This is a genomic window from Lactococcus garvieae subsp. garvieae (assembly GCF_029024465.1).
GTDB lineage: Bacteria > Bacillota > Bacilli > Lactobacillales > Streptococcaceae > Lactococcus > Lactococcus garvieae.
The window spans coordinates 553,619-576,287 of record NZ_CP118950.1; the positions used below are offsets into that span (position 1 = coordinate 553,619).

The 22,669-nt window shown below is 39.9% G+C and carries 22 protein-coding genes; 21 read left to right on the forward strand and 1 reads right to left on the reverse strand.

Translation table 11 applies throughout. The annotated features are described in order from the left end of the window. The first annotated feature begins 29 nt into the window (after positions 1-29). The 21 genes from PYW30_RS02775 to accC all read left to right on the forward strand — a co-directional run bounded on the left by PYW30_RS02775 (position 30) and on the right by accC (position 21,688). Positions 30-1,637, forward strand: a complete 1,608-nt coding sequence (locus PYW30_RS02775) for an alpha-glucosidase (protein ID WP_004258846.1) — start codon at positions 30-32, stop codon at positions 1,635-1,637. A 24-nt stretch (positions 1,638-1,661) separates the two neighbouring features. Next, on the forward strand, positions 1,662-3,926 hold the full coding sequence (locus PYW30_RS02780) for a glycoside hydrolase family 65 protein (protein ID WP_004258841.1): 2,265 nt from the start codon (positions 1,662-1,664) through the stop codon (positions 3,924-3,926). Continuing rightward, a complete protein-coding gene (gene pgmB, locus PYW30_RS02785; RefSeq protein WP_004258838.1) occupies positions 3,919-4,584 on the forward strand; it encodes a beta-phosphoglucomutase in 666 nt (221 codons plus the stop codon). Before PYW30_RS02780 ends, pgmB begins: the two co-directional genes overlap by 8 nt. Positions 4,585-4,610: 26 nt before the next feature. Beyond that, on the forward strand, positions 4,611-5,591 hold the full coding sequence (locus PYW30_RS02790) for a LacI family DNA-binding transcriptional regulator (protein WP_004258832.1): 981 nt from the start codon (positions 4,611-4,613) through the stop codon (positions 5,589-5,591). Between the two features lie 179 nt (positions 5,592-5,770). Next, a complete protein-coding gene (locus PYW30_RS02795) occupies positions 5,771-6,439 on the forward strand; it encodes a response regulator transcription factor (protein WP_211363280.1) in 669 nt (222 codons plus the stop codon). Between the two features lie 5 nt (positions 6,440-6,444). Further along, positions 6,445-7,857, forward strand: a complete 1,413-nt coding sequence (locus tag PYW30_RS02800; RefSeq protein WP_004258828.1) for a sensor histidine kinase — start codon at positions 6,445-6,447, stop codon at positions 7,855-7,857. A gap of 63 nt (positions 7,858-7,920) precedes the next feature. After that, positions 7,921-9,663, forward strand: a complete 1,743-nt coding sequence (locus PYW30_RS02805; RefSeq protein ID WP_042218831.1) for a 1-deoxy-D-xylulose-5-phosphate synthase — start codon at positions 7,921-7,923, stop codon at positions 9,661-9,663. 9 nt (positions 9,664-9,672) lie between these two features. Continuing rightward, on the forward strand, positions 9,673-9,939 hold the full coding sequence (gene yidD, locus PYW30_RS02810) for a membrane protein insertion efficiency factor YidD (protein WP_004258824.1): 267 nt from the start codon (positions 9,673-9,675) through the stop codon (positions 9,937-9,939). Between the two features lie 291 nt (positions 9,940-10,230). After that, a complete protein-coding gene (locus tag PYW30_RS02815) occupies positions 10,231-11,013 on the forward strand; it encodes an ABC transporter ATP-binding protein (protein ID WP_019292029.1) in 783 nt (260 codons plus the stop codon). Beyond that, on the forward strand, positions 11,003-11,953 hold the full coding sequence (locus tag PYW30_RS02820; RefSeq protein WP_004258818.1) for a FecCD family ABC transporter permease: 951 nt from the start codon (positions 11,003-11,005) through the stop codon (positions 11,951-11,953). The genes PYW30_RS02815 and PYW30_RS02820 overlap by 11 nt, the downstream gene beginning before the upstream one ends. Continuing rightward, the gene (locus PYW30_RS02825) at positions 11,950-12,888 is read left to right on the forward strand and encodes a FecCD family ABC transporter permease (protein WP_004258815.1); all 939 of its coding nucleotides are present in this window, start codon (positions 11,950-11,952) and stop codon (positions 12,886-12,888) included. Before PYW30_RS02820 ends, PYW30_RS02825 begins: the two co-directional genes overlap by 4 nt. Before the next feature lie 11 nt (positions 12,889-12,899). Further along, complete coding sequence (locus PYW30_RS02830) at positions 12,900-13,841, forward strand: iron-hydroxamate ABC transporter substrate-binding protein (RefSeq protein ID WP_004258811.1); 942 nt, start codon at positions 12,900-12,902, stop codon at positions 13,839-13,841. Between the two features lie 437 nt (positions 13,842-14,278). Beyond that, positions 14,279-14,719, forward strand: coding sequence for a MarR family winged helix-turn-helix transcriptional regulator (locus tag PYW30_RS02835; protein ID WP_004258807.1), 441 nt, complete (start codon positions 14,279-14,281; stop codon positions 14,717-14,719). Beyond that, a complete protein-coding gene (locus PYW30_RS02840) occupies positions 14,719-15,696 on the forward strand; it encodes a beta-ketoacyl-ACP synthase III (RefSeq protein WP_014024413.1) in 978 nt (325 codons plus the stop codon). The genes PYW30_RS02835 and PYW30_RS02840 overlap by 1 nt, the downstream gene beginning before the upstream one ends. A gap of 87 nt (positions 15,697-15,783) precedes the next feature. Continuing rightward, positions 15,784-16,005, forward strand: a complete 222-nt coding sequence (locus PYW30_RS02845; RefSeq protein ID WP_003135454.1) for an acyl carrier protein — start codon at positions 15,784-15,786, stop codon at positions 16,003-16,005. A gap of 98 nt (positions 16,006-16,103) precedes the next feature. Then, positions 16,104-17,027, forward strand: a complete 924-nt coding sequence (gene fabD / locus PYW30_RS02850) for an ACP S-malonyltransferase (protein ID WP_004258794.1) — start codon at positions 16,104-16,106, stop codon at positions 17,025-17,027. Between the two features lie 78 nt (positions 17,028-17,105). Beyond that, entirely contained in the window at positions 17,106-17,837 is a 732-nt protein-coding gene (fabG, locus tag PYW30_RS02855) for a 3-oxoacyl-[acyl-carrier-protein] reductase (RefSeq protein ID WP_004258788.1), read from the forward strand. A gap of 57 nt (positions 17,838-17,894) precedes the next feature. After that, entirely contained in the window at positions 17,895-19,112 is a 1,218-nt protein-coding gene (gene fabF, locus PYW30_RS02860; RefSeq protein ID WP_004258785.1) for a beta-ketoacyl-ACP synthase II, read from the forward strand. Between the two features lie 92 nt (positions 19,113-19,204). Beyond that, a complete protein-coding gene (accB, locus tag PYW30_RS02865; protein ID WP_042218825.1) occupies positions 19,205-19,678 on the forward strand; it encodes an acetyl-CoA carboxylase biotin carboxyl carrier protein in 474 nt (157 codons plus the stop codon). Between the two features lie 14 nt (positions 19,679-19,692). Then, the gene (gene fabZ / locus PYW30_RS02870; RefSeq protein WP_004258779.1) at positions 19,693-20,127 is read left to right on the forward strand and encodes a 3-hydroxyacyl-ACP dehydratase FabZ; all 435 of its coding nucleotides are present in this window, start codon (positions 19,693-19,695) and stop codon (positions 20,125-20,127) included. Positions 20,128-20,323: 196 nt separating this feature from the next. Beyond that, complete coding sequence (accC, locus tag PYW30_RS02875; RefSeq protein ID WP_004258778.1) at positions 20,324-21,688, forward strand: acetyl-CoA carboxylase biotin carboxylase subunit; 1,365 nt, start codon at positions 20,324-20,326, stop codon at positions 21,686-21,688. Between the two features lie 44 nt (positions 21,689-21,732). On the opposite strand, the gene PYW30_RS02880 is transcribed toward accC, so the two are convergent. Next, positions 21,733-22,668, reverse strand: coding sequence for a glycosyltransferase family 2 protein (locus PYW30_RS02880; RefSeq protein WP_004258775.1), 936 nt, complete (start codon positions 22,666-22,668; stop codon positions 21,733-21,735). Position 22,669 lies beyond the last annotated feature (1 nt).

The following is a 22,669-nucleotide window of genomic DNA, read 5'->3' on the forward strand; positions in this document are numbered from 1 at the left end:
AATTTCAAGAGAGAATCAAAAGGAAAAAAATGAAAAAAGACGATTTTGCGAATTGGACAGGTTACCAGATTTATCCCAAGTCTTTTAAAGACAGTAATGGCGATGGTATGGGGGATTTACAGGGAATTATCGAAAAGTTACCTTACTTGAAAGATTTGGGGATAGATTTTATTTGGCTTAACCCCATTTATACAAGTCCACAAGTGGATGGGGGCTACGATATTGCCGATTTTTATAGTATTGATGCGCGCTTTGGTAGCTTAGAAGACTTAAAAGAACTTCTGCAAAAAGCGCATGAGAATGGCTTGAAAGTGATTATGGACTTGGTTGTTAATCATACTTCCGATCAGCATCCTTGGTTTATTGAAAGTCAAAAATCAAAGGACAATCCCTATCGAGATTATTATCACTGGGCAGATGCAAGGCCCGAAAAAATGCCGAACGAGTGGCAATCTTTCTTTGGGGGCTCAACTTGGACTTATGATGAACAGACTCACCAAGCATATTTTCATGTCTTTGCGAAAGAACAACCGGACTTAAACTGGAAGAATCCCCAAGTGCGTCAAGAAATCTATGCGATGATTAAATGGTGGTTGGAATTAGGTATAGATGGTTTTCGTTTGGATGCCATTTCTCATATTCAAAAAGAAGATTGGTCCTTCACTATCAAGTCGTCAAGAGGAAACGACCCTTGGCAGCCTTTTATGAACGTGTCGGGTATTGAAGATTATATGGCTGATTTAAAAGAAATATTTGACCAATATGGTGCTTTAACGGTCGGGGAAGCTTCAGGTGTGACTTCAACTGAGGCGCCTGATTGGACGGATGCAAGTTCTGGCTATCTTAAGATGATTTTTGAATTGGAACACAACGTACGTCAGAAGGGACACGCAGGGCGTGGCTGGATGTATGGTTACAAAAAGACAATTATACGTTGGCAGAAGGATATGCTTACACGAGGGTGGAATGCACTTTATTTGGAAAATCATGACCAACCGCGAGTGATCAGTTGCTTCGGCGATGGCAGCATCGCATCGGCTAAAGCTTTAGCCGTCTCTTATATGCTGCTCAGAGGGACACCCTTTATCTATCAGGGACAGGAAATTGGAATGCGTAATTTTCCTTTTACAACTATCACCCAGACAGATGCTACTGAAATCAAGCAGGCCTATGAAGTCTTGATCTCTGAGGGAATGACTGAAAGTGAAGCCTTGGATAAAGTGATGGCAAACAGTAGAGACCACTCTCGCACACCAATGCAATGGGATGCGACCCAAAACGCAGGATTTACCAGTGGCGAGCCTTGGATGCCGATTCATCCAAATTATAAGGAAGTAAACACAGAAAAGTCGCAGGAACTTATCGATTTGTACAAAGTCTTAATCCGCCTTCGCCATGAGGAAGATGACATTGCGCGTGGGTCAATAAAATTTTGGTTTGAGCGACATTTGACAGCCTTTGTTTACGAACGTGATTCATTTTTGATTATTACAAATTTAGGTACTAAAAAAGCACATCTGGACTTTAACAAACTAGAAATAGAAGGTTATCAGCATATTTTAGGAAGCCATCCAAGAAAACTGGAAAAAAAGATGACTTTCCTTCCTTGGGAATATCAAGTGTTTAAGAAAAAATAAGAAAAGAAAAAGATAGGAAAAAAGATGAAAAAAATCAGCAGAATTATGGAAATTGAGCCTTGGCATATTCAATCTAATACATTAGAAAAGGAAGAACGCCGTCTTCAAGAATCCTTAACCTCAATCGGGAATGGTTACATGGGAATGCGTGGAAATTTTTCAGAAAAGTACTCAGGCGACCACCATCAAGGTACATATATAGCAGGCGTTTGGTTTCCAGACAAAACGCGTGTGGGCTGGTGGAAAAATGGTTACCCAGAATATTTTGGTAAGGCAATTAATGCGTTGAACTTCTCGGGGGTCTCACTTTTTATTGATGACGAAGAAGTTGATCTTTATACTGATAGCATCACTCATTTCCACCTTTCCTTAGATATGCAAAAAGCTGTTCTCACTTATTCTTATGAAAAAGCTGGCGTTGCTGTTTCTGTTGACCGTTTTATGTCTATTGTTCATCCTGAATTAGCTGTCTTCTCTTTCACATTCTCTAGTGTGGATGGTCAACCGCACAAAGTGCGTACGGCTTCATTTATTGATGCTGATGTGCACAATGAAGATTCAAATTACGAAGAAAAATTCTGGACTGTTTTGGATAAAGGTGGCGATAAAGAAGGGACTTATATTGCCAATCAAACGATTGCTAATCCCTTTGGTGTAGAACAATTTACCGTACTGGCAGGGCAAAGTTTCAAGGGGGATTTTCAAGCACAAGGACAAGAAATCCAAGAAGAAAAAGTTATGAATTACCATGAAGCAATTGTCGAACAGGAAACACTACATTTTGAAAAACGTGTGCTTGTTCTGACGAGCCGTGATTATAGTGATTTAGCTGTAATGCATGAAGCTTTAACAAGTCTAGAAGAAGCCATTCAGGCGAAATCTTATGCACAACTTTTACAAGAGCATGCAGAAGCTTGGGGCGAACGTTGGGAACTTGCGGATGTTGAAATTAAAGGTTCTGATCAAGCACAACAAGGCATTCGTTTTAATCTCTTCCAACTTTTTGCAACTTACTATGGTGAAGACGAACGTCTGAATATTGGCCCTAAAGGCTTTACAGGGGAGAAATATGGAGGAGCAACTTACTGGGATACAGAAGCCTATGCAGTTCCGCTTTATCTCTCCTTAGCGGATCAGCAAGTGACGCAAAACTTATTACACTATCGTCACAAACAGTTGCCCCAAGCTCAACACAATGCAAGACAACAAGGTTTGGCTGGAGCGCTTTATCCAATGGTAACTTTCACAGGTATTGAGTGTCATAATGAATGGGAAATCACTTTTGAGGAAATTCACCGTAATGGCGCTATAGCTTATGCCATTTATAATTACAGCAATTATACGGGTGATGAAACTTATTTGGCCCAGGAGGGCCTTGAAGTGCTTGTAGAAATTTCACGCTTCTGGGCAGACCGTGTTCACTATTCAGAGCGACAAAAAGCTTACATGATTCATGGTGTTACAGGACCAAATGAATATGAAAATAATATCAATAACAACTGGTATACCAACACTTTGGCAACTTGGGTTTTGAATTATACAATGGAAAGTTTGAAGAAATACCCTCGCCCCGATTTACAGGTTTCGACAGAAGAGTTATCGCAGTGGAGGGACATCACTGCTCATATGTATTATCCGACAGATGAAGAGTTAGGAATTTTTGTCCAGCATGATGGCTTTTTGGACAAGGATTTGACACCAGTAGCGGACTTGAATCCTAAGCACCTGCCTTTGAACCAAAACTGGTCATGGGATCGTATCTTGCGCTCGCCATATATTAAGCAAGCAGACGTTTTACAGGGGATTTATTTCTTTGGCAACCGCTATAGCTTAGAGGAAAAACGTCGTAACTTTAACTTTTATGAACCTTTAACGGTCCACGAAAGCTCACTTTCTCCATCTATTCACGCAATTTTAGCTGCCGAACTTGGAATGGAAGATAAAGCAGTTGAAATGTATGAACGGACCGCACGTTTGGATCTTGACAACTACAACAATGATACCGAAGACGGTTTACATATCACCTCAATGACGGGGTCTTGGTTGGCGATTGTACAAGGCTTTGCTCAAATGAAAACGTGGAACGGTCAGTTAAGTTTTGCGCCTTTCATCCCCAAAGCTTGGGAAGCTTATAGTTTCCGTATTAATTATCGTGGGCGTCTGCTGAAAGTCAGTGTGGGAGACGCGCTTCAGATAGAATTGCTTAAAGGTGCACCGATTGATTTAGAAGTTTATGGTGAACCGGTCCAATTGGAAAGCGCCTATGAAGTAGAGGTGAAGCATGTTTAAAGCAGTATTATTTGATCTCGATGGTGTAATTACGGATACCGCAGAGTACCATTTTCAAGCTTGGAAAGCTTTGGCTGAAGAGTTAGGGATAGCTGGAGTGGATAGAACTTTTAATGAACAGTTAAAAGGTGTGTCACGCGAAGATTCTTTGAAAAAAATATTGGAGCTTGGTGGAAAAGCAGCAACATATGATGCTGAAAGTTTTGCTCAGCTTGCGAAGCAAAAAAATGAAAACTATGTTCAAATGATTCAAAAGGTAGGGCCAGATGATATTTATCCTGGGATATTAGATTTGCTGAAAGATTTACGTGCTAAAAATATCAAAATTGCTTTGGCTTCTGCCTCAAAAAATGGTCCGTTTCTTCTTGAGGCAATGGGATTGAGCACTTATTTTGATGCTATCGCTGACCCTGCAAAAGTTGCAGCCTCAAAACCTGCACCAGATATCTTTTTGGCGGCTGCCGCCGGTGTTGGTGTTCCCATTACTTTATGCATAGGAATTGAAGATGCACAGGCGGGTATTGCAGCGATAAAAGCAGCAGGTGCACTCCCTATAGGTGTGGGTTCTGCTGAAGACTTAGGAACGGATATTGCTTTAGTTTCAAACACAAACAGTCTGTCTCTTGAATTATTAACAAAAGTTTGGGAAAATAAGTAGAAGAGAGTAGAATCAGGAGATAGTATATGGCCGTTACGATAAAAGATGTAGCAAAAAAAGCGGGTGTGAATGCTTCAACAGTTAGCCGTGTTCTCAAAGACAGTTCGGAAATCAGTGAGAAGACAAAAGTTAAAGTAAGAAAAGCAATGCAAGAACTCGGCTACACACGCAATGTGGCGGCTCAGATTCTAGCGTCAGGGAAATCCAATACGATTGGAGTTGTCTTCCCGCCTGTTGAAGACAAATCAAACCAACCTTTCTATATGAAGGTTTTGACATCGATTAATGAAACAGCACGCAAATACGATGTTTCCATTGCTGTTGTGACTGGCTACCAAGAGAGCGAGCTGAAACAGCAGGTTGAACTAATGTATTCTGAGAAGCGTGTGGACGGTTTTATTGTCCTTTATGCTGGGAAAGCAGACAGTGTACGTAATTACCTTTTTGACAACAAAATTCCTTTCGTCCTCTTAGGCACCCCAACAGAAAAGCAAAATGAAATTACACATGTGGATAACGACAATGTTTTGATGGGGCATGAGGCGACCAGGTACTTGATGGAGTTGGGGCATTCAGAGATTTCTTTTGTGACCGATACGAAAGACGGAGAAGTGTTTGAGGAACGCTATCAGGGCTATCAAGATGAGATGCTGAAAAAACAAAGTAAGCCGAATTTGCTTGTTTTTGAAGAAAACATGACCTTGAAAAATGAAACAGGACTTGTTGTTATGGATGAAGTCTTGGCTTTGAAAGTAATTTCTCGCTTGTCAGAGCAAGGTGTGAAAGTACCGGAAGATGTCAGTGTTATTACTTACAACAACTCTGCCTTTTCAACGCTTGTTCACCCTTATCTGACAACTTTTGACATCAATATCGTACGTCTTGGCGCTGCAACCGTCGAGAAATTTCTCGGGCTGACACAAAATGATGAAGCCTTCCATGATAAAACGATTATTCCTTTCGAGTTGATTTTAAGAGAAACGACAGCACCTAAAGAAAAAGAGTAAAGAAAAACAGTGAAGAACCTCTTCACTGTTTTATAATGAGTAAATTTCAAAAAAAGGGCTGGCTTTCCTCTTCTTTTAGCTTTAAATAAGAAAAAAAGGTCATAATAGTGTAAAATAAAGGGAAGGATGGGTAAATTTCTCGTTTGAATTTTCCCGTTAGTGTAAGAAAGATGGATGCGATGATTAAAATATTATTAGTGGAAGACGACCTCTCTTTGTCAAAATCAGTTTACGATTTCTTGAAATCTTTTGCTGAGGTAAAGCAAGTCTTTGATGGCGAAGAAGGACTTTATGAAGCAGAAATGGGGATTTATGATTTAATCCTCTTAGACTTAATGTTGCCGGAGAAAAATGGGTTCGAAGTACTCAAAGAACTACGTGATCAGAATATCGATACACCAGTCTTAATCATGACTGCCAAAGAGTCTTTAGACGATAAAATGCACGGCTTTGATGTTGGCGCAGATGATTATTTGACAAAACCTTTCTATCTTGATGAGTTGAAAGCGCGTATTCAGGCGCTCTTAAAACGTACAGGAAAACTTGAAGATGCAAATGGTCTTTCTTATGGCAATGTGCGTTTGAATTTGACCAATAAGTCAGCCTTTGTGAATGACACACCAGTGGAATTAATCGGTAAAGAGTTTGATCTTGTCGGTTATCTGATGCAAAATCAAAATGTCATCTTGCCTAAAGAACAAATCTTTGACCGCATTTGGGGGTTTGACAGTGACACGACAGTAACCGTAGTTGAAGTTTATATGAGTAAAATCCGTAAAAAACTTAAAGATACAGACTTTGCCCAAAATCTAGCTACATTGCGTAATGTCGGCTATATTTTACGGTAAACTTTATGAAAAAGATAATTGAAAAAATAAAATCGATGCCAATTGTGAAAAATGATGGGAAGAATTTCCTTCATTTTTTTCTAGATTTCACAATCATTTTCTTTGCGCTCACAGTGATTATTTTGCAAGTCCTCACAAGTGGGGTTTATAAATCCACCGACCAAAACCTAAGGGACTTAGCAGCTAATCCAGATATTTTAAGAGCTTTGGCCCTTGACCAGGTGGGAGTCAATCAAGGGACATTTGAAATTAATCAAGGCAATTACAGTCCCACAAACAGTATCGTCATGTACGATGAAAAGGGCAATGTCTTAGGACCAACAGGAAGTGTTGATGCAACAACGAAACCAGGAAGCAGCAGTCAGCAACAATTCATACGTGTCGATCTCGTACGTTATCAACTTGAGAAGACAGCCAAGTTAGACAAGGATGCCCTAGGACAAATCAAGTCGATTTCTATTCGGAATCCTTATGGACCCGACTGGCATTATCGTTATGTTACCTTGGCGATGCCCCAATCAAATCTCGACACAACCTATGGTGCAAGTAACATTGCTTATATTCAAGTTTTTAGTAACGTGGATCAGCTTCAAGATAGCTTGAGCCGGAGTAATTTTATCATCATTACAACAATGGTTATGTTCTGGTTCATTTCTGTGATTATTAGCTTGTATCTTGCCAACTGGACATTGCGTCCGGTTATGGTTGCTTATGAAAAACAGAAAGCTTTCGTCGAAAATGCAAGCCATGAGCTAAGAACACCTCTCGCTATTTTACAAAATCGCTTAGAATTACTTTTCCAAAATCCTAATGCAACAATAATTGAAGAATCTGAAAATATCTCAGAGAGTCTTTCGGAAGTACGTAATATGCGACTTTTGACGACTAATCTGTTGAATATGGCACGGCAGGACAATAATATTAAAACAAATCCTGAGCCAACAGATAAGGAGTTCTTTGAAGCCATCTTTAGCAATTACCAGCTCTTGGCAGAAAGTTCTGATAAAACCTTAAAAACTTCCTTAAAGTTTGAAGGAGCTCTAAGTTTAGATCAGAGCTTAGTGAAGCAACTTTTAACGATTTTGTTTGATAATGCCATGAAATATACAGGCGATAATGGTGAAATTCAAGTTGATGTTCAAAAAAATGGAGCAACCCTTCTACTAAGTGTGTCTGATAATGGAGAAGGAATTACAGCAGCCGATAAGAAAAAAATATTTGACCGATTCTACCGTGTGGATAAAGCAAGAACACGACAAAAAGGTGGTTTAGGTCTTGGCTTATCTCTTGCCCAGCAAATAGCAGAGGCACATAATGGCAGAATTACGGTTGAGGATAATCAACCGCGCGGTACAAAATTTACGGTCCGTTTACGGACAAGCCCATCTCCCAAATCAGCAAAAGTGAACAAAAAGTAATAGAATAGATTGTAAACTTATGCACTATGAATAAAAGTGAACGATGAGTAGAAAGAGGCAAAGATGACTATTTTAGATAAAGTAAATGCGCCGGCAGATTTAAAAAAGCTAAGTGCTGCTGAATTAACCGAACTTGCTCAAGATGTTCGAGCAGCGGTGCTTAATAAAGTCAGTCAGATTGGGGGACATACAGGACCAAATCTGGGTGTCGTAGAATTAACCATCGCTTTGCATAAAGTCTTTCAGTCGCCTGTGGATAAATTTATTTGGGATGTAAGCCACCAAACTTATCCACATAAAATTCTCACAGGGCGTAAACACGGTTTTCAAGAGGGGCATTTTCATGACATCACGGGTTATACAAGCCAATATGAATCAGAACATGATTTCTTCACTGTGGGACACACCTCAACTTCTGTCGCAAATGCGATGGGGCTGGCTAAAGCACGTGATTTAACAGCACAAAAAGGTAATATTATTGCTATTTTAGGCGATGGGTCGCTTTCTGGTGGCTTAGCACTGGAGGCCATCAGTAATGCCGGTGCTTACGATAAAAATTTCATCCTCATTCTCAATGATAACCAAATGTCAATCGCTGAAAATCAAGGAGGAATTTATAAAGGATTAGCTGAATTGCGTGCAACAGATGGGCAATCACCAAAAAATCTATTTAAAGCATTTGGATTAGATTATAAGTATTTAGCAGATGGAAATAATCTCGAAGCCCTCATTTCTCTTTTTGAAGAAGTCAAGGATATTAATCATCCGATTGTTTTACATATCAATACCGAAAAAGGACATGGTTATCAGCCTGCTGTTGACATGAAAGAAGCCTTTCACTGGCGTTCTCCTTTCAACTTAGCAGACGGTTCTTTGAAAAATATAAGTTCGGCTAAAAATTATACCCGTATTATTCTCGATTATATGGAAGAAAAAGTTGCTGAGGGCATGCCTTTGGTCGCAGTCAATGGTGGGATCCCAATGGTGAATAACCTAAAGGAATTTGCTGAAAAGCACCCAGAAAACTATGTTGATGCCGGGATTGCTGAACAATATGTGACAACTTTTGGCGGAGCGGTTGCAGCAGGAGGGGCACGTGCAATGATTTTTCACAACTCCACTTTCATGCAACGTGCTTACGATCAATTTTTACATGACTTGGCAATTAATAAGGAACCTGCGGTAGTTATTGTGAAATCAGCTTCAATCTCTGGTTCGGATAAAACGCACCAAGGCAGCTTCGCAATAGGTATGCTCTCTAACATTCCTGATCTGGTCTACTTGGCACCAACGAGTGAAGAAGAGCTTGTAGCAATGTTGGATTGGGCACTGACACAAAAAGATCATCCAGTGGTGCTCCAAATTCCTGAGCACGGTGTAGAAAATCGTTCAACCGTGCGGACTGATTTCAGCAAAGCCCAGTATGAAATTGTACGTAAAGGTGAAGAAGTTGCCATTCTGGCTTTGGGCGGTCTCTTTAGTCACGGTCAAAAAGTAGTAGAAGAACTGGAAAGATTAAAAATCAAAGCTACGCTCGTTAATCCAATGTTTGTGGCAGAACTTGATAAGAAAACCTTGAAAGAATTAACAGGGGATCATAAAGTCTTTGTGACCATCGAAGATGGCGTTCTTGATGGCGGTTTTGGTCAAAAAGTTTCCGGTTATCTTGGACAATTTGGTGTGAAAACATTGAATTTTGGCGCAAAGAAAGAGTTTAATGACTCTGTTGCGATGGATGAGCTTTATGATCGTTATCATTTGACGCCAGAACTGATGATTTCAGATATTCTAGAAGCTCTAAAATAAAAGGAAAAAATGAAAAAAGTTTTAGTCAAAACTGTGCATGGTTATCAGAGATTTATTTCCCCTCTTTTACCGCCGGCTTGTCGTTATTATCCAACCTGTTCGAATTATATGATTCAAGCGATTGAGAAGCATGGAGCGACAAAGGGAATTGCAATGGGAACTTCACGGCTTTTACGATGCCACCCATTCTGTAAACCAGGTTATGACCTGGTCCCTGATAAATTTTCGCTGCGGAGAAATTACGAAACGCCTGAGGATAAAAAGAAGGAAACTTGAAAATTTTGTTATAATCAGAGATGAGGATGAATTTCCAAAACAGGTTTTAACAAATATAGAATTAAAATAAGTAAACAGGACAACCTTCAAGCCATTGGGCTTGGGGGTTTTACTCTTGTAAATCTTACATTATAAGTAAAATGATAAAAGGCCAAGATAGGGTAAATATCTGACTTAAAATAATTTAGAAATTACTTGTTAACTTTTATAAAGTATGCTTTAATTAAATATGTAAAAAGTATTTGACATTATTGGCATCTTTGAGTGACTAGAGCTGAAAAGGAAGAACTCATGTATTTTGGGGCAAAAAATTTAAATGTATATTACGGTAAAAAACAAGTTCTAAGAGATGTATCTTTGGAAATTGAGCAAGGAAAAACGACGGCGATTATCGGAATAAATGGCTCAGGAAAGTCGACATTACTCAAAGCCTTGGGACGTTTAATAAAGTATGAAGGGGAAGTTATCTATAAGGAAGAACGCCTTTCTAATCGTAAAAATCTAGAAATAGCTAAAATTTTGACCTTGCTTCCGCAAGCCATGCAAGCCCCGAGTGACATAACTGTGTATGAGCTGGTTAGTCTCGGCCGCTTTCCACATCAAAAACTTACACAACAGAACTTATCGGAAGCAGACAAGCGCTTTGTGGAGCAAGTCATGAAGGAGACCGAGATTTGGGAGTTACGTCACCAAAAAGTTGCCCAACTTTCTGGCGGCCAGCGCCAGCGGGCTTTTATCACGATGGTTTTAGCGCAAGACAGTGAAATTATCCTTTTGGATGAGCCGACAACGTATCTGGATCTTTTGCACCAACTTGATATTTTAAAACTGTTAAAAACTTTTGCGAAAAAGATGAACAAAACAGTGGTTTATGTCATCCACGACCTCAACCATGCGGCACGTTTTGCGGATAATTTAGTTATTGTAAAAGAGGGTGAAATCTTCGCCTCTGGGCCGGTGGAAGAATTATTCACAGAGGAAATTATTCATGAAAGCTTTGGATTACATGTTCGATTAGGGCGTGATCTTTTCTGCCAAACTCTTATGATTACAGGGGTTAAAAATGAAGATTAGCAAGTTTTCTTGTCAAGTTGCACTCGCTTTGTTGGTGATTGTGGTCTTGTCTTTCCTTTATCTCATGCTCGGTGATCAAAACTATAGTTTCAGCCAGATTTGGCATGAGAGTGTGGTCTTGCACTTACGTTTACCGCGCTTATTGGCTTTAGTGTTTGTAGGGGTTCTCCTCTCCAGTAGTGGACTTTTGGTTCAAAGTATGACAGGTAATCCTATTGCCGAGATATCCACATTGGGAATTTCAGGTGGAGCAAGTTTTGCACTTGCTCTGCTCTTGGTATTCAATCTTTCCACAGGTGGATGGTTGGGCACTGTTGTTGCAAGCTTAGGAGCATTTATTGCACTCATTACGGTAGCTGTCCTTACTGTTAAAAGTAAATTTCAACCGATGAAAGTTGTTCTTGTGGGCACATCTGTCGGCCTTTTTGCGACAAGCCTTGCAAGTATTTTGACCTTCTATAGTAAAAATATGCAGTCCTATTTTTTATGGATTGTGGGTTCATTTTCAGGGATCACTCCACTAAAACTAGAAATTTTAATGGTTGTGTCTGTACTGTTTGTATCTATGGTTCTCTTATTTGCAAATCAGATAAAAGTCTTATCCTTTGGTGAAGAGATGGCAACCAGCCTGGGTATTTCTGTAAATCGTCTCAGATTGTTGATTATGGTCATGGTGGCTCTGGCAAGTGGTGTAACTGTTTCGAGTGTGGGTGTGATTAGTTTTGTTGGACTCATGGCGCCACATTTAGCGAGACGGCTTGTTGGAGGACATTTTTTAAAAAGATTCTGTATGAGCAATTTATTGGGCGTGTTGTTATTACTTGTAGCAGATTTATTGGCCCGTAATTTGTTCAAGCCCTATGAATTTCCGGCAGGCAGCTTAACTCTTTTATTTGGCGCAATTTTCTTCATTTATGTGATGAGTCAGGAGGAAAAATGAAAAAGAAATTTTTGTTTTTAATATTCCTCCTGCTTGCCTTTATTATTATCGATTTGACGCACTTTTCGACAGATTGGGATTTGCTCTCCATATTGATTCCTCAGTTTAGAATGCCAAGAACACTGGTGGTGCTTATTGCGGGAACAGCTTTGGCTATGGCCGGCTTTATTATTCAGACCGTAGTGGACAATCCCTTGGCAGATGCGGGTACACTCGGAATTACGAGTGGTGCCAGTGCAGGGGCGGTACTGTTCCTTTTTCTTAGTCAGTGGTTGAAACTTTCAGGAACTTGGATCTTTATGTATCCTTTATTTGCCTTGCTGGGAGGACTCTTTTCCTTTGCCTTGCTCTATCATCTTGCGCTAAAGAAAAATGTAAGTAATATCCAGGTTCTTCTGATTGGGTTAGGCATTACCGCTCTTTTTCAGGCCCTGATTACCTTAGCTCAACTTTCAATCAATCGTTTTGATTTTCAACAAGTAGCGGTTTGGTTATCTGGAGACATTTGGCAAACAGATAAAACGTTTATTGGTGTGGCTTTTGTTCTGCTAATCATTGGTCTACTTATTTTCAGTTTTTTCCGAAAAGAACTAGACTTACTAAGTTTGGGTCAAGAAATGGCAACGAGCCTTGGATTAAATGTGAAAAAGAGTAAAATGCAATTTTATATATTGGCACTACTTTTTGCATCGATTGGCGTTTTATTAGTTGGCGGTCTTGCCTTTATAGGCTTGATTGCACCACACATAGCTCGCGAACTGGTGGGATTTGAAAGTAAAAAGCGCGCCTGGGCGACTGCTTTGGTCTCAATGATTATTTTACTTTTAGCAGACAGTTTATCCCAAATCATTATTGCACCGTCAAGTTTACCGCTTGGTTTTGTGGTTGCTCTCATAGGGGCGCCTTACTATATATACTTAATACAAAAAATTTGAAAGAGGATTTCATGAAACACCTTAAATTATATTCTATAGCTTTAGCAGCAGTTGGACTTTTAGGCCTTTCTGCATGTTCAAACTCAGATGTATCACAATCCCAAAAAGAGGAAAAAGTAACCTTCACTGCCTTGAATGGTGAAGTAGAAGTGCCTTCACATCCGGAACGTATTGCAGTACAAAATTACCCGGATGATGTTGCAACTTTAGGCGGAAATGTAATTGGAACGGATTCTTGGGCTTTCCCTAACCCTTATTTGTCAGATAAACAAAAGGAAAATATGGTTGATCTTGGTTCGCCAAGCTTTAATATTGAAAAACTCATTGGTCAAAAGCCTGATTTGATTGTGACAGTGGATAAAACACAAGTTTCTGATTATGAAAAAGTAGCGCCTACTGTACTTGTTAACTATCAAGATTTGAATAACATGGATAAATCTTTGGATTTCTTTGCCAAATTGTTAAACCGTGAAGATGAAAAGAAAGAGTTTCTCAAAACTTTTGACAAAAAAGCTGAAGAACAAAAAACAAAACTTAAAGCGGAAGGCATAGATACAGCACAATCAAGTATTTCCTTGTTAGAGCTCCAAGGCGATAAGATTTACGCTTATGGTGATAACTTTGCGCGTGGTGGTCAAGCACTTACGCGTGGTCTTGGATTCCAAGAATCTCCAAAAATGTCGGAATTATCCAAGGGAACAGGATATGCAGAAGTCAACGCTGAAAGCCTCAAGGATTTTGATGCAGACTATATTTTTATTGACTTCAAAAATGCAGATAAAGCACAATATGAGGCGCTTCAAAAAAATCCCGTGTGGAAAAACCTTAAGGCAGTGAAAGAAGGGCATGTCATCACCATGGATTATGACAAGGTTTATTTCTTTGGAGGCCCCACAGCTTCAATGGCGCAACTGACGGACTATACAGATGCACTATTAAAGCAAACGAAATAAGAATTTGGACACCTAAACTCTTGGAAAATTTTCCAAGAGTTTTTTAGACAAAAAAGAGGATAGTGTTATCTAAAGCGCCTTTTTTGACCAAAATTCACAAGAAAACACGCAAAACAGAAAATTTTAGACTTTTATTTTGCTATAATGAAATTAAGCATATAGTAGATGAGTTAAAGGCTCAAATGTAAAAAAATAAAAAAGGATTTCACGATCCTTTTTAAAAAGGAAATTTTTCATAAAAAAAAGATGAAATGCCATGATTTCATCTTTTTGCTGTCGACTACATTTGGAACTTTTTCTTTATAAAGCAGGATAAAGAGTTCATCCAAGCCATTAGAGGCATTTTTCAAATCTACTTAGCACTTGCAAATTATTTTTATTATGGTACAATTTTGTATTGTAAATGGTTTGTATCATCAAAATATCAGGAAGTACAAATGAAAACAGATTTTGACAAAATTAATGAATGGTTGATTCAACTTTTCCACGACTGCATGAACTTAGAAGAACAGTTCTTGAAGGATTCTGATTACCCAGATGTAACTGTGAAAGAACTTCAACAAATGACACTTATCCATACTTTGGGAACTTGCCGCGCTACAGACATTGCAAGGAATCAAAAATTAGCCCTTTCAACAATCACCATTACACTCAATCGCTTGGAAACTAAGGGATATATCAAGCGCGAACGCTCAGATCGTGACCGTCGCGTGGCTTATATCGTATTGACTGAAAAAGGTATGGCCCTCTGTGCATCGCACAGCGAATTTTTCCGTAGCATTTCAGAAAAACTTATGTTAAGTGTTTACGGGACTACCGAAAACAAACTTGCAGGCGAACTTGAAGAATTACATAAGTCATTGGAGAATATGAAATAATGCCTTTCGCTAAAATTACCCAGGTGGCACACTATGTGCCCGAAAATATTGTGTCAAACGATGATTTGGCAAAAATCATGGACACGAGTGACGAGTGGATTTATTCACGGACGGGTATTAAGCAGCGACATATTACAGTTGACGAAAATACCAGTGATCTGGCTGCTAAGGTTGGTGAACAACTCTTAGCGCAAGCTGATTTGTCAGCGGACCAGATTGATTTTATTATCGTGGCGACTATCTCACCCGATAGCAGTATGCCAAGTACGGCAGCTTTAGTGCAAGCAAAAATTGGCGCACATCGTGCCTTTGCCTATGATTTGACGGCTGCTTGTTCTGGCTTTGTTTTCGCCTTATCAACGGCTGAGAAGCTGATTGCTGGCGGTTACAAACGTGGCATGGTTATCGGTGCGGAAGTTTTGTCTAAATCTTTGGATTGGTCGGATCGTTCTACTGCTGTTCTTTTTGGAGATGGCGCTGGTGGTGTCCTTTTGGAAGACACAGGGACACAACCTTTGGTTATCGCTGAAAATTTAAGAACAGACGGTTCTCGAGGCGATTCTCTCACCTCAAATTATTTGGCACTTAATCCTGAACTTAGTGGTCAAGTTAACCATGTTACAGAGTTCATAAAAATGGACGGGCGGGCGGTCTTTGACTTTGCGACACGTGACGTTCCAAAAAATATCCAAGAAACCTTGGAAAAAGCAAATCTGAAACCTGAAGATATTGACTATTTTTTATTGCATCAAGCAAATTCTCGAATCCTTGATAAAATGGCCAAGAAATTAGGTGCTGAACGCAGTAAATTCCTGCAAAATATGCAAGAATATGGCAATACAAGTGCAGCTTCGATACCTATTCTCTTGTCAGAATCGATAAAAAATGGTAAACTTTCTTTGGACGAAAATTATAAAATTGTCCAGACAGGTTTCGGTGGCGGCCTCACATGGGGGACGCTCATTATTAATCTTTGATAAGATTGATAACATTTAAATTTGGTTATATGAGTGATTTATCACGCTATAATATATATACTTTCTACACATTAAAGGAGAAATAACATGGCAGTATTTGAAAAAGTACAAGACATCATCGCTGACGAACTCGGCAAAGAAAAAGAAGAAGTAACACTCGAAACTTCATTTGAAGAACTCGACGCTGACTCACTTGACCTTTTCCAAATCATTAACGATATCGAAGATGAATTCGATGTTGAAGTAGATACAGAAGCGGACATGAAAACTGTTTCTGATCTCGTTAAATATGTTGAAGCTCAACAATAAGAGAATTAATGGGGTGAAAGCCCCGTTTTTCACTTATGATAAATTTTGAAAATTAGGAAAGTGTCACAAAAATCTAAATTTTGTGAAATCTTAAAAATATGAAAACAGCATTTCTTTTTTCTGGTCAAGGCGCTCAAAAATTGGGTATGGCTAAAGACCTTTATGATGAATTTGACATTGTCAGAGAAACTTTTTATCAGGCAAGTCAAGTCTTGGGTTATGACCTTCGTGAGTTAATCGATAATGATGAAGCAAAACTCAACGAGACACAATACACACAACCAGCCATCTTAACAACTTCTGTAGCCATCCTTCGTTTGCTTTCAGAACAAGGCATCAAGCCAGATCTTGTGGCAGGACTTTCCTTAGGCGAGTACTCTGCTTTGGTAGCCAGTGGTGCGCTTGATTTTCCAGAAGCTGTTGCTTTGGTAGCAAAACGTGGTCAATATATGGCAGAAGCTGCGCCAACAGGATCAGGCAAAATGGTTGCTGTGATGAATACAGAAGCTGCTTTAATCGAAGAAATTTGTGAACGAGCAGCTGAACGTGGGATTGTGAGCCCAGCAAACTATAACACTCCGGCACAGATCGTTATTGGTGGTCAAGCTGAAGCCGTTGATTACGCCGTTGAACTTCTAAAAGAAGCTGGCGTAAAACGTCTGATTGAGCTAAAGGTATCTGGCCCTTTCCATACAGCCATCTTAAAACCCGCGAGCGAAAAGTTAGCCGAAGAACTTGAACAGGTTAATTTTAATAGTTTTAAGTTGGAACTGATTTCAAATACGACAGCGAAGGTGATGAAGGACTCAGAAATAAAAGAACTTCTCACTCGTCAAGTTATGGAGCCAGTACGTTTCTACGAATCCATTGAAACAATGAAAGCACTTGGTGTAAACCGCTTTATTGAAGTTGGTCCTGGTAAAGTTCTTTCTGGGTTTATTAAAAAAATCGACAAAGAAGCAAACTTTACGAATGTTGAAGATCTTAATTCCTTCAAGACTTTGGTGGCAGAAGAAGCTTAAACTTATTTAATGAGTAAGAGTGGTCACTGTAGAACTTGGGTTGAGAGCAAGAAAAAATCATAAGAACAGGAAAAAATAATGGAAATTAAAAATAAAAATGTCTTTGTGACGGGCTCAACACGTGGTATTGGTAAGGCGATTGCTTTACAGTTTGCTCAAGCTGGAGCAAACGTAGTCATCAATGGACGTTCTGCCATTTCTGAAGAACTCTTGTCAGAGTTCACTTCTTTTGGTGTTAAGGCTGTTGGTATATCAGGTGATATTTCCCAGTCAGAAGATGCGAAACGCATGGTTGCTGAGGCAGTAGAAGCTTTAGGCTCCGTTGATGTTTTGGTTAATAATGCCGGAATAACACGTGATGGCTTATCCTTGAAAATGAGCGAAGAAGATTTCGAAGCCGTTTTGAAAATAAACCTCACTGGTGCCTTTAATATGACACAAGCAGTTCTAAAACCAATGACGCGTGCGAGAGAAGGAGCAATTATTAATATTACTTCTGTTGTAGGTTTAATTGGGAATGCGGGTCAAGCTAATTATGCAGCTTCCAAAGCTGGCTTGATCGGTTTGACTAAATCAATTGCACGTGAAGTTGCTGGGCGCAATGTCCGTGTAAATGCGGTAGCGCCAGGCTTTATTGATTCCGACATGACCGAAGTCCTTTCGGATAAAGTCAAGGATGCAATGAAGGGCCAAATCCCAATGAAACGATTTGGTCAACCAGAAGAAGTTGCCACAGTGGTGAAATTCCTTGCAGAGCAAGAATACATGACAGGGCAAGTATTGTCTATTGACGGTGGTATGGCGATGTAGCCTTACATCAGATTAGACTAAAAAGAAGTTTGTAACAAACTCCAAAGGAGAAAAAATATGAATCGTGTAGTCATTACAGGTTACGGTGTAACCAGTGCTATCGGTAACACACCAGAAGAATTTTGGAATGGCCTAAAATCTGGTAAAACAGGTATCGGTCCAATTACGCGCTTTGATGCTGAAGCGACAGGAATCAGTGTAGCAGCTGAAGTTAAAGATTTTCCATTTGAGAAGCATTTTGAGAAAAAAGATGCCCGTCGTATGGATACTTTTTCACTTTATGCAGTTTATGCGGCTCTTGAAGCTATGGAAATGTCAGGCATCACTCCAGAGAACACAAATTACGATCGCTTAGGCTGTATCATGGCCTCAGGTATCGGTGGCTTGGAGCAAACACAAAAGAACTCACAAGCCCTTCTTAAAGGTCCACGTAAAGTAACACCACTTTATGTACCATTGGCTATTGCCAACATGGCGACAGGTAATGTTGCTTTGCGCACAGGTGCTCGTGGTGTATCGCGTGCTGAAGTTACAGCATGTGCGGCAGGGGCCAACTCTATTGGTTCAGCTTTCCGTGAAATCAAACATGGTTATGCGGATGCTATTATCGCTGGTGGTGCTGAAGCTGCAATTTGTGAGCTTGGTATTGCTGGCTTTGCCAACTTGACTGCCTTGACAAAAGAGGCGGATCCTTCAATTGCTTGCCGTCCATTCGATAAAGACCGTTCAGGTTTCGTTATGGGTGAAGGTGCAGGTGTCTTGATTTTGGAAAGCCTTGAACATGCTCAAGCACGTGGTGCAAATATCTTAGCTGAAATTGTCGGATATGGTAACACAAACGATGCCTATCATATGACAACTCCATCAGGTGTTGGTGCTGAAAATGCGATGAAGCTTGCTTTAGAAGAAGCTGGAATTACTGGAGCAGATGTTGATTATATCAATGCACACGGTACTTCAACACATGCTAATGAAGAGACAGAAGCAAAAGCTATCCACAATGTTATTGGAGATAAAGCTTTGGTTTCTTCAACAAAAGCTTTGCACGGGCATGCTCTCGGAGCGACAGGAGCTATTGAAGCAGTAGCCACTGTACAAGCCATTTTAAATCAGTTTGCACCAGTAAATGCTGGAACAAAAGAATTGGACGAAGGCATGACAATCAATGTCGTTCTTGGTCAAGGCCAAGATGCTGAAATCAATTACGCATTGTCACAAGACTTTGGTTTTGGTGGACATAATGCTGTATTGGCCTTTAAAAAATTCACAGATTAGTTTAAAAGAAAGATAAGCACTCTGCTTTCTTTCTCAGAGTCTAAGTGCACTTTAACTTAGATTGTGGAAAAGAAAGCGAGCGAGATATAAAAATGAATATTAATGAAGTAAAAGATTTGATGACACAGTTTGATGGTTCGAGCTTGCGTGAATTTTCTTGGCGCACAGCAGAAGGAGAACTGTCTTTCTCAAAAAACAAAAATAAAGTTCTGGCAACACCAGCTGGATCAGTCCTTTCAGAAGCGAAAACAAGTGCTCCAGCGCCTATAAGCGAAAGAAGCACAGAACGTGCGGTAGAAACAGAGCTTGTGGAAGAAGTTGCTACAGCAGAAGGCGAAGCAGTAACAAGTCCTTTGGTTGGTGTAGCTTACTTGCAGCCAGCACCAGATAAACCTGAGTTCGTGAGTGTAGGAGATACAGTCAAAAAAGGTCAAACCTTACTCATCATTGAAGCAATGAAAGTAATGAACGAAATTCCAGCACCTAAAGACGGTGTTATCACTGAAATCATGGTTAATGCTGAAGATGTCGTTGAATTCGGTCAAGAATTAGTACGCATTAAATAAAGGAGCGGTAAAAAATGGCAGAAGTAAATATTGACGTCACAAAAATTATGGAGGCATTGCCTCACCGTTACCCTTTTCTTTTAGTGGATCGTGTTATTGATATCGCAGATGATGAAATTACAGCCATTAAGAATGTGACCATTAACGAGGAATTTTTCCAAGGGCATTTTCCCCAATATCCAGTAATGCCGGGTGTCTTGATTATGGAAGCCTTGGCACAAGCTGCAGGCGTTTTGGAACTTTCGAAACCGGAAAACAAAGGAAAACTCGTGTTTTATGCAGGAATGGACAATGTAAAGTATAAAAAACAAGTTGTACCTGGAGATCAGTTGATCTTGCATGCGAAGTTTATCAAGCGCCGTGGGCCAATTGCTGTTGTTGAAGCGGAAGCTAAAGTTGACGGTAAATTAGCTGCAAAAGGAACATTAACTTTTGCTTTAGGAAAATAAAAAATATAATCAATGCCACAGTTAGTCTGTGGCAACTTTTAAAAGTAAGTGTACTTTGAAGTTTCAAAGCATTAAGCTTACTGATCGTGGCCTTTGCCACCATAATCCCAAATAATGCACCGTGCTCAAGGCTTGGTGACACTCTTTTTATTCCAGAATAGAGGGTAAAGGAGAAATTGGTAGGAGTTATCAATCTATGTTTAATAAAATTTTAATCGCCAATCGTGGTGAAATTGCTGTACGTATTATTCGTGCGGCACGCGAACTCGGTGTCGCTACTGTTGCCGTATATTCAGAAGCTGACCGTGATGCATTACATGTAGCACTGGCAGATGAAGCCATTTGTATCGGCCCAGCCCGGGCAACAGAGTCTTATCTGAATATGAATAATATCCTAGAAGCCGCTGTTGCTACTGGAGCTCAAGCCATTCATCCAGGGTTTGGTTTTTTGAGTGAAAATTCAAAGTTTGCACGTCTTTGTGAGGAAATGAATATCAAATTTATCGGTCCTTCAGCCCAGGTCATGGACATGATGGGCGATAAAATTAATGCGCGTGCAGAAATGGTCAAAGCTGGCGTTCCTGTAACGCCAGGTTCTGAAGGTGAAGTGTACACGAGTGAAGAAGCATTGGATTTAGCCAATAAGATCGGCTATCCTGTCATGCTGAAAGCATCAGCCGGTGGTGGCGGGAAAGGTATCCGTAAAGTCAGTAATGCTGAAGAACTCGTCCCCGCTTTCGAAGCAGCTACTGCTGAAGCCAAAGCCGCTTTTGGCAACGGTGCAATGTTTATCGAACGTATGATTTTCCCTGCACGTCATATTGAGGTCCAAATCTTAGCAGACCAACAGGGCAATGTTATTCACTTAGGGGAGCGTGATTGTTCTCTCCAACGAAACAACCAGAAGGTTCTTGAGGAAAGTCCCTCTGTCGCGATTGGACATACTTTACGAGAACGTATCTGCCAAGCAGCTGTCAAAGCAGCCGCACATGTGAACTATGAAAATGCAGGAACAATTGAGTTTCTCTTGGACGAAGCATCAGGCGATTTCTTCTTCATGGAAATGAATACACGTGTACAAGTTGAACATCCTGTAACCGAGTTTGTCTCAGGGGTGGATATTGTTAAGGAACAAATCCGAATTGCAGATGGTCAAGAACTGTCTGTGAAACAAGAAGACATTGAGTTTAAAGGACATGCAATTGAGTGCCGGATCAATGCAGAAAATCCTAAATTTAACTTTGCCCCAAGCCCAGGTAAAATCACGAATCTGTTTCTACCAAGTGGCGGTGTAGGCTTACGTGTGGACTCAGCCATGTATACAGGCTACACTATTCCACCTTATTATGATTCAATGATTGCAAAAGTCATCGTTCATGGTGAAAATCGTTTTGAAGCCTTGATGAAGATGCAGCGTGCATTGATGGAGTTCGATGTGGAAGGTTTAACAACCAATATTGACTTCCAGCTGGAATTAATTTCAGATGATAATGTCATTGCCGGAGATTATGATACTAGCTTTTTAGCAAATACATTTTTGCCGGAATATTTGGAAAAATAATTTCTAAAACTAAAAAACAGAAAGTTCCAACTTCCTGTTTTTTTTTATTTATCAATATTGTCCTCTTTTACAAAGTAATTTGGACGCTGTTTCGTTTCGAGGAAAACCTTAGAAAGATATTTTCCGATAATGCCAAGAGACAGCAGTTGCAAGCCGCCCAACATTAAAATAAGAATAATCAGAGTAGGAAAACCTTGTACAATTTCGCCCCAAATAATGGTTTTCAAAGCATAAAAAAGGCTCATGCAAAGCGAGATCAAAAAGCTGATAAAACCGATAAAGGTAGCAAGGCTAAGTGGGGCATCTGAAAAATTAATGATGCCGTCAATCGAGTAGTGCAACAAGCCCCAAAAGCTCCAAGAGGTTTTTCCAGCTACCCGCTCGACATTATTGTATTCCAAATAGAAAACATCATAACCCACCCAAGAAAAGAGACCTTTCGAAAAACGATTGTGTTCAGGCAGCTCGAGGATGCTATCAACGACTTGCCGGGTCATTAAGCGATAGTCTCGAGCACCATCCACCATTTGGGTGCTTGAGATTGTGTTCATAATCTTATAAAAAGCTCGAGCAAAAAGCGAGCGAATAAAGGGCTCATCTTTCCGTGAAATTCTTCGCGTTCCTACAATATCATAACCCTCTTGAATCTTATGATACATTTCCTTGAGCATGCTTGGAGGATCTTGGAGGTCAGCGTCCATGACGGTTACAAAATCACCTGAAGCAGCACGAAGACCAGCCAGAAGCGCTGCCTCTTTGCCAAAATTTCTCGAAAAGCTAATATATTTAACATTGGGATGTTTTAGGCTCAGCATTTTTATCACATCAAGTGTTCGATCAGAAGAGCCATCATTAATGAAATAAAAGGTTTTATCAAGTGGTAAGTCCACAGTTTGAACATTAACTTCATCAAAAAAGAGTTCAATAGTTTCTTCCTCGTTATAAGCAGGAACAATAATTGATAAAGTTTTATTTTTCATG

Coding starts and splice junctions, on each gene's coding strand:
- PYW30_RS02775 (WP_004258846.1), top strand. CDS start 30: ATGAAAAAAGACGATTTTGCGAATTGGACAGGTTACCAGATTTATCCC.
- PYW30_RS02780 (WP_004258841.1), top strand. CDS start 1,662: ATGAAAAAAATCAGCAGAATTATGGAAATTGAGCCTTGGCATATTCAA.
- pgmB (WP_004258838.1), top strand. CDS start 3,919: ATGTTTAAAGCAGTATTATTTGATCTCGATGGTGTAATTACGGATACC.
- PYW30_RS02790 (WP_004258832.1), top strand. CDS start 4,611: ATGGCCGTTACGATAAAAGATGTAGCAAAAAAAGCGGGTGTGAATGCT.
- PYW30_RS02795 (WP_211363280.1), top strand. CDS start 5,771: ATGATTAAAATATTATTAGTGGAAGACGACCTCTCTTTGTCAAAATCA.
- PYW30_RS02800 (WP_004258828.1), top strand. CDS start 6,445: ATGAAAAAGATAATTGAAAAAATAAAATCGATGCCAATTGTGAAAAAT.
- PYW30_RS02805 (WP_042218831.1), top strand. CDS start 7,921: ATGACTATTTTAGATAAAGTAAATGCGCCGGCAGATTTAAAAAAGCTA.
- yidD (WP_004258824.1), top strand. CDS start 9,673: ATGAAAAAAGTTTTAGTCAAAACTGTGCATGGTTATCAGAGATTTATT.
- PYW30_RS02815 (WP_019292029.1), top strand. CDS start 10,231: ATGTATTTTGGGGCAAAAAATTTAAATGTATATTACGGTAAAAAACAA.
- PYW30_RS02820 (WP_004258818.1), top strand. CDS start 11,003: ATGAAGATTAGCAAGTTTTCTTGTCAAGTTGCACTCGCTTTGTTGGTG.
- PYW30_RS02825 (WP_004258815.1), top strand. CDS start 11,950: ATGAAAAAGAAATTTTTGTTTTTAATATTCCTCCTGCTTGCCTTTATT.
- PYW30_RS02830 (WP_004258811.1), top strand. CDS start 12,900: ATGAAACACCTTAAATTATATTCTATAGCTTTAGCAGCAGTTGGACTT.
- PYW30_RS02835 (WP_004258807.1), top strand. CDS start 14,279: ATGAAAACAGATTTTGACAAAATTAATGAATGGTTGATTCAACTTTTC.
- PYW30_RS02840 (WP_014024413.1), top strand. CDS start 14,719: ATGCCTTTCGCTAAAATTACCCAGGTGGCACACTATGTGCCCGAAAAT.
- PYW30_RS02845 (WP_003135454.1), top strand. CDS start 15,784: ATGGCAGTATTTGAAAAAGTACAAGACATCATCGCTGACGAACTCGGC.
- fabD (WP_004258794.1), top strand. CDS start 16,104: ATGAAAACAGCATTTCTTTTTTCTGGTCAAGGCGCTCAAAAATTGGGT.
- fabG (WP_004258788.1), top strand. CDS start 17,106: ATGGAAATTAAAAATAAAAATGTCTTTGTGACGGGCTCAACACGTGGT.
- fabF (WP_004258785.1), top strand. CDS start 17,895: ATGAATCGTGTAGTCATTACAGGTTACGGTGTAACCAGTGCTATCGGT.
- accB (WP_042218825.1), top strand. CDS start 19,205: ATGAATATTAATGAAGTAAAAGATTTGATGACACAGTTTGATGGTTCG.
- fabZ (WP_004258779.1), top strand. CDS start 19,693: ATGGCAGAAGTAAATATTGACGTCACAAAAATTATGGAGGCATTGCCT.
- accC (WP_004258778.1), top strand. CDS start 20,324: ATGTTTAATAAAATTTTAATCGCCAATCGTGGTGAAATTGCTGTACGT.
- PYW30_RS02880 (WP_004258775.1), bottom strand. CDS start 22,668: ATGAAAAATAAAACTTTATCAATTATTGTTCCTGCTTATAACGAGGAA.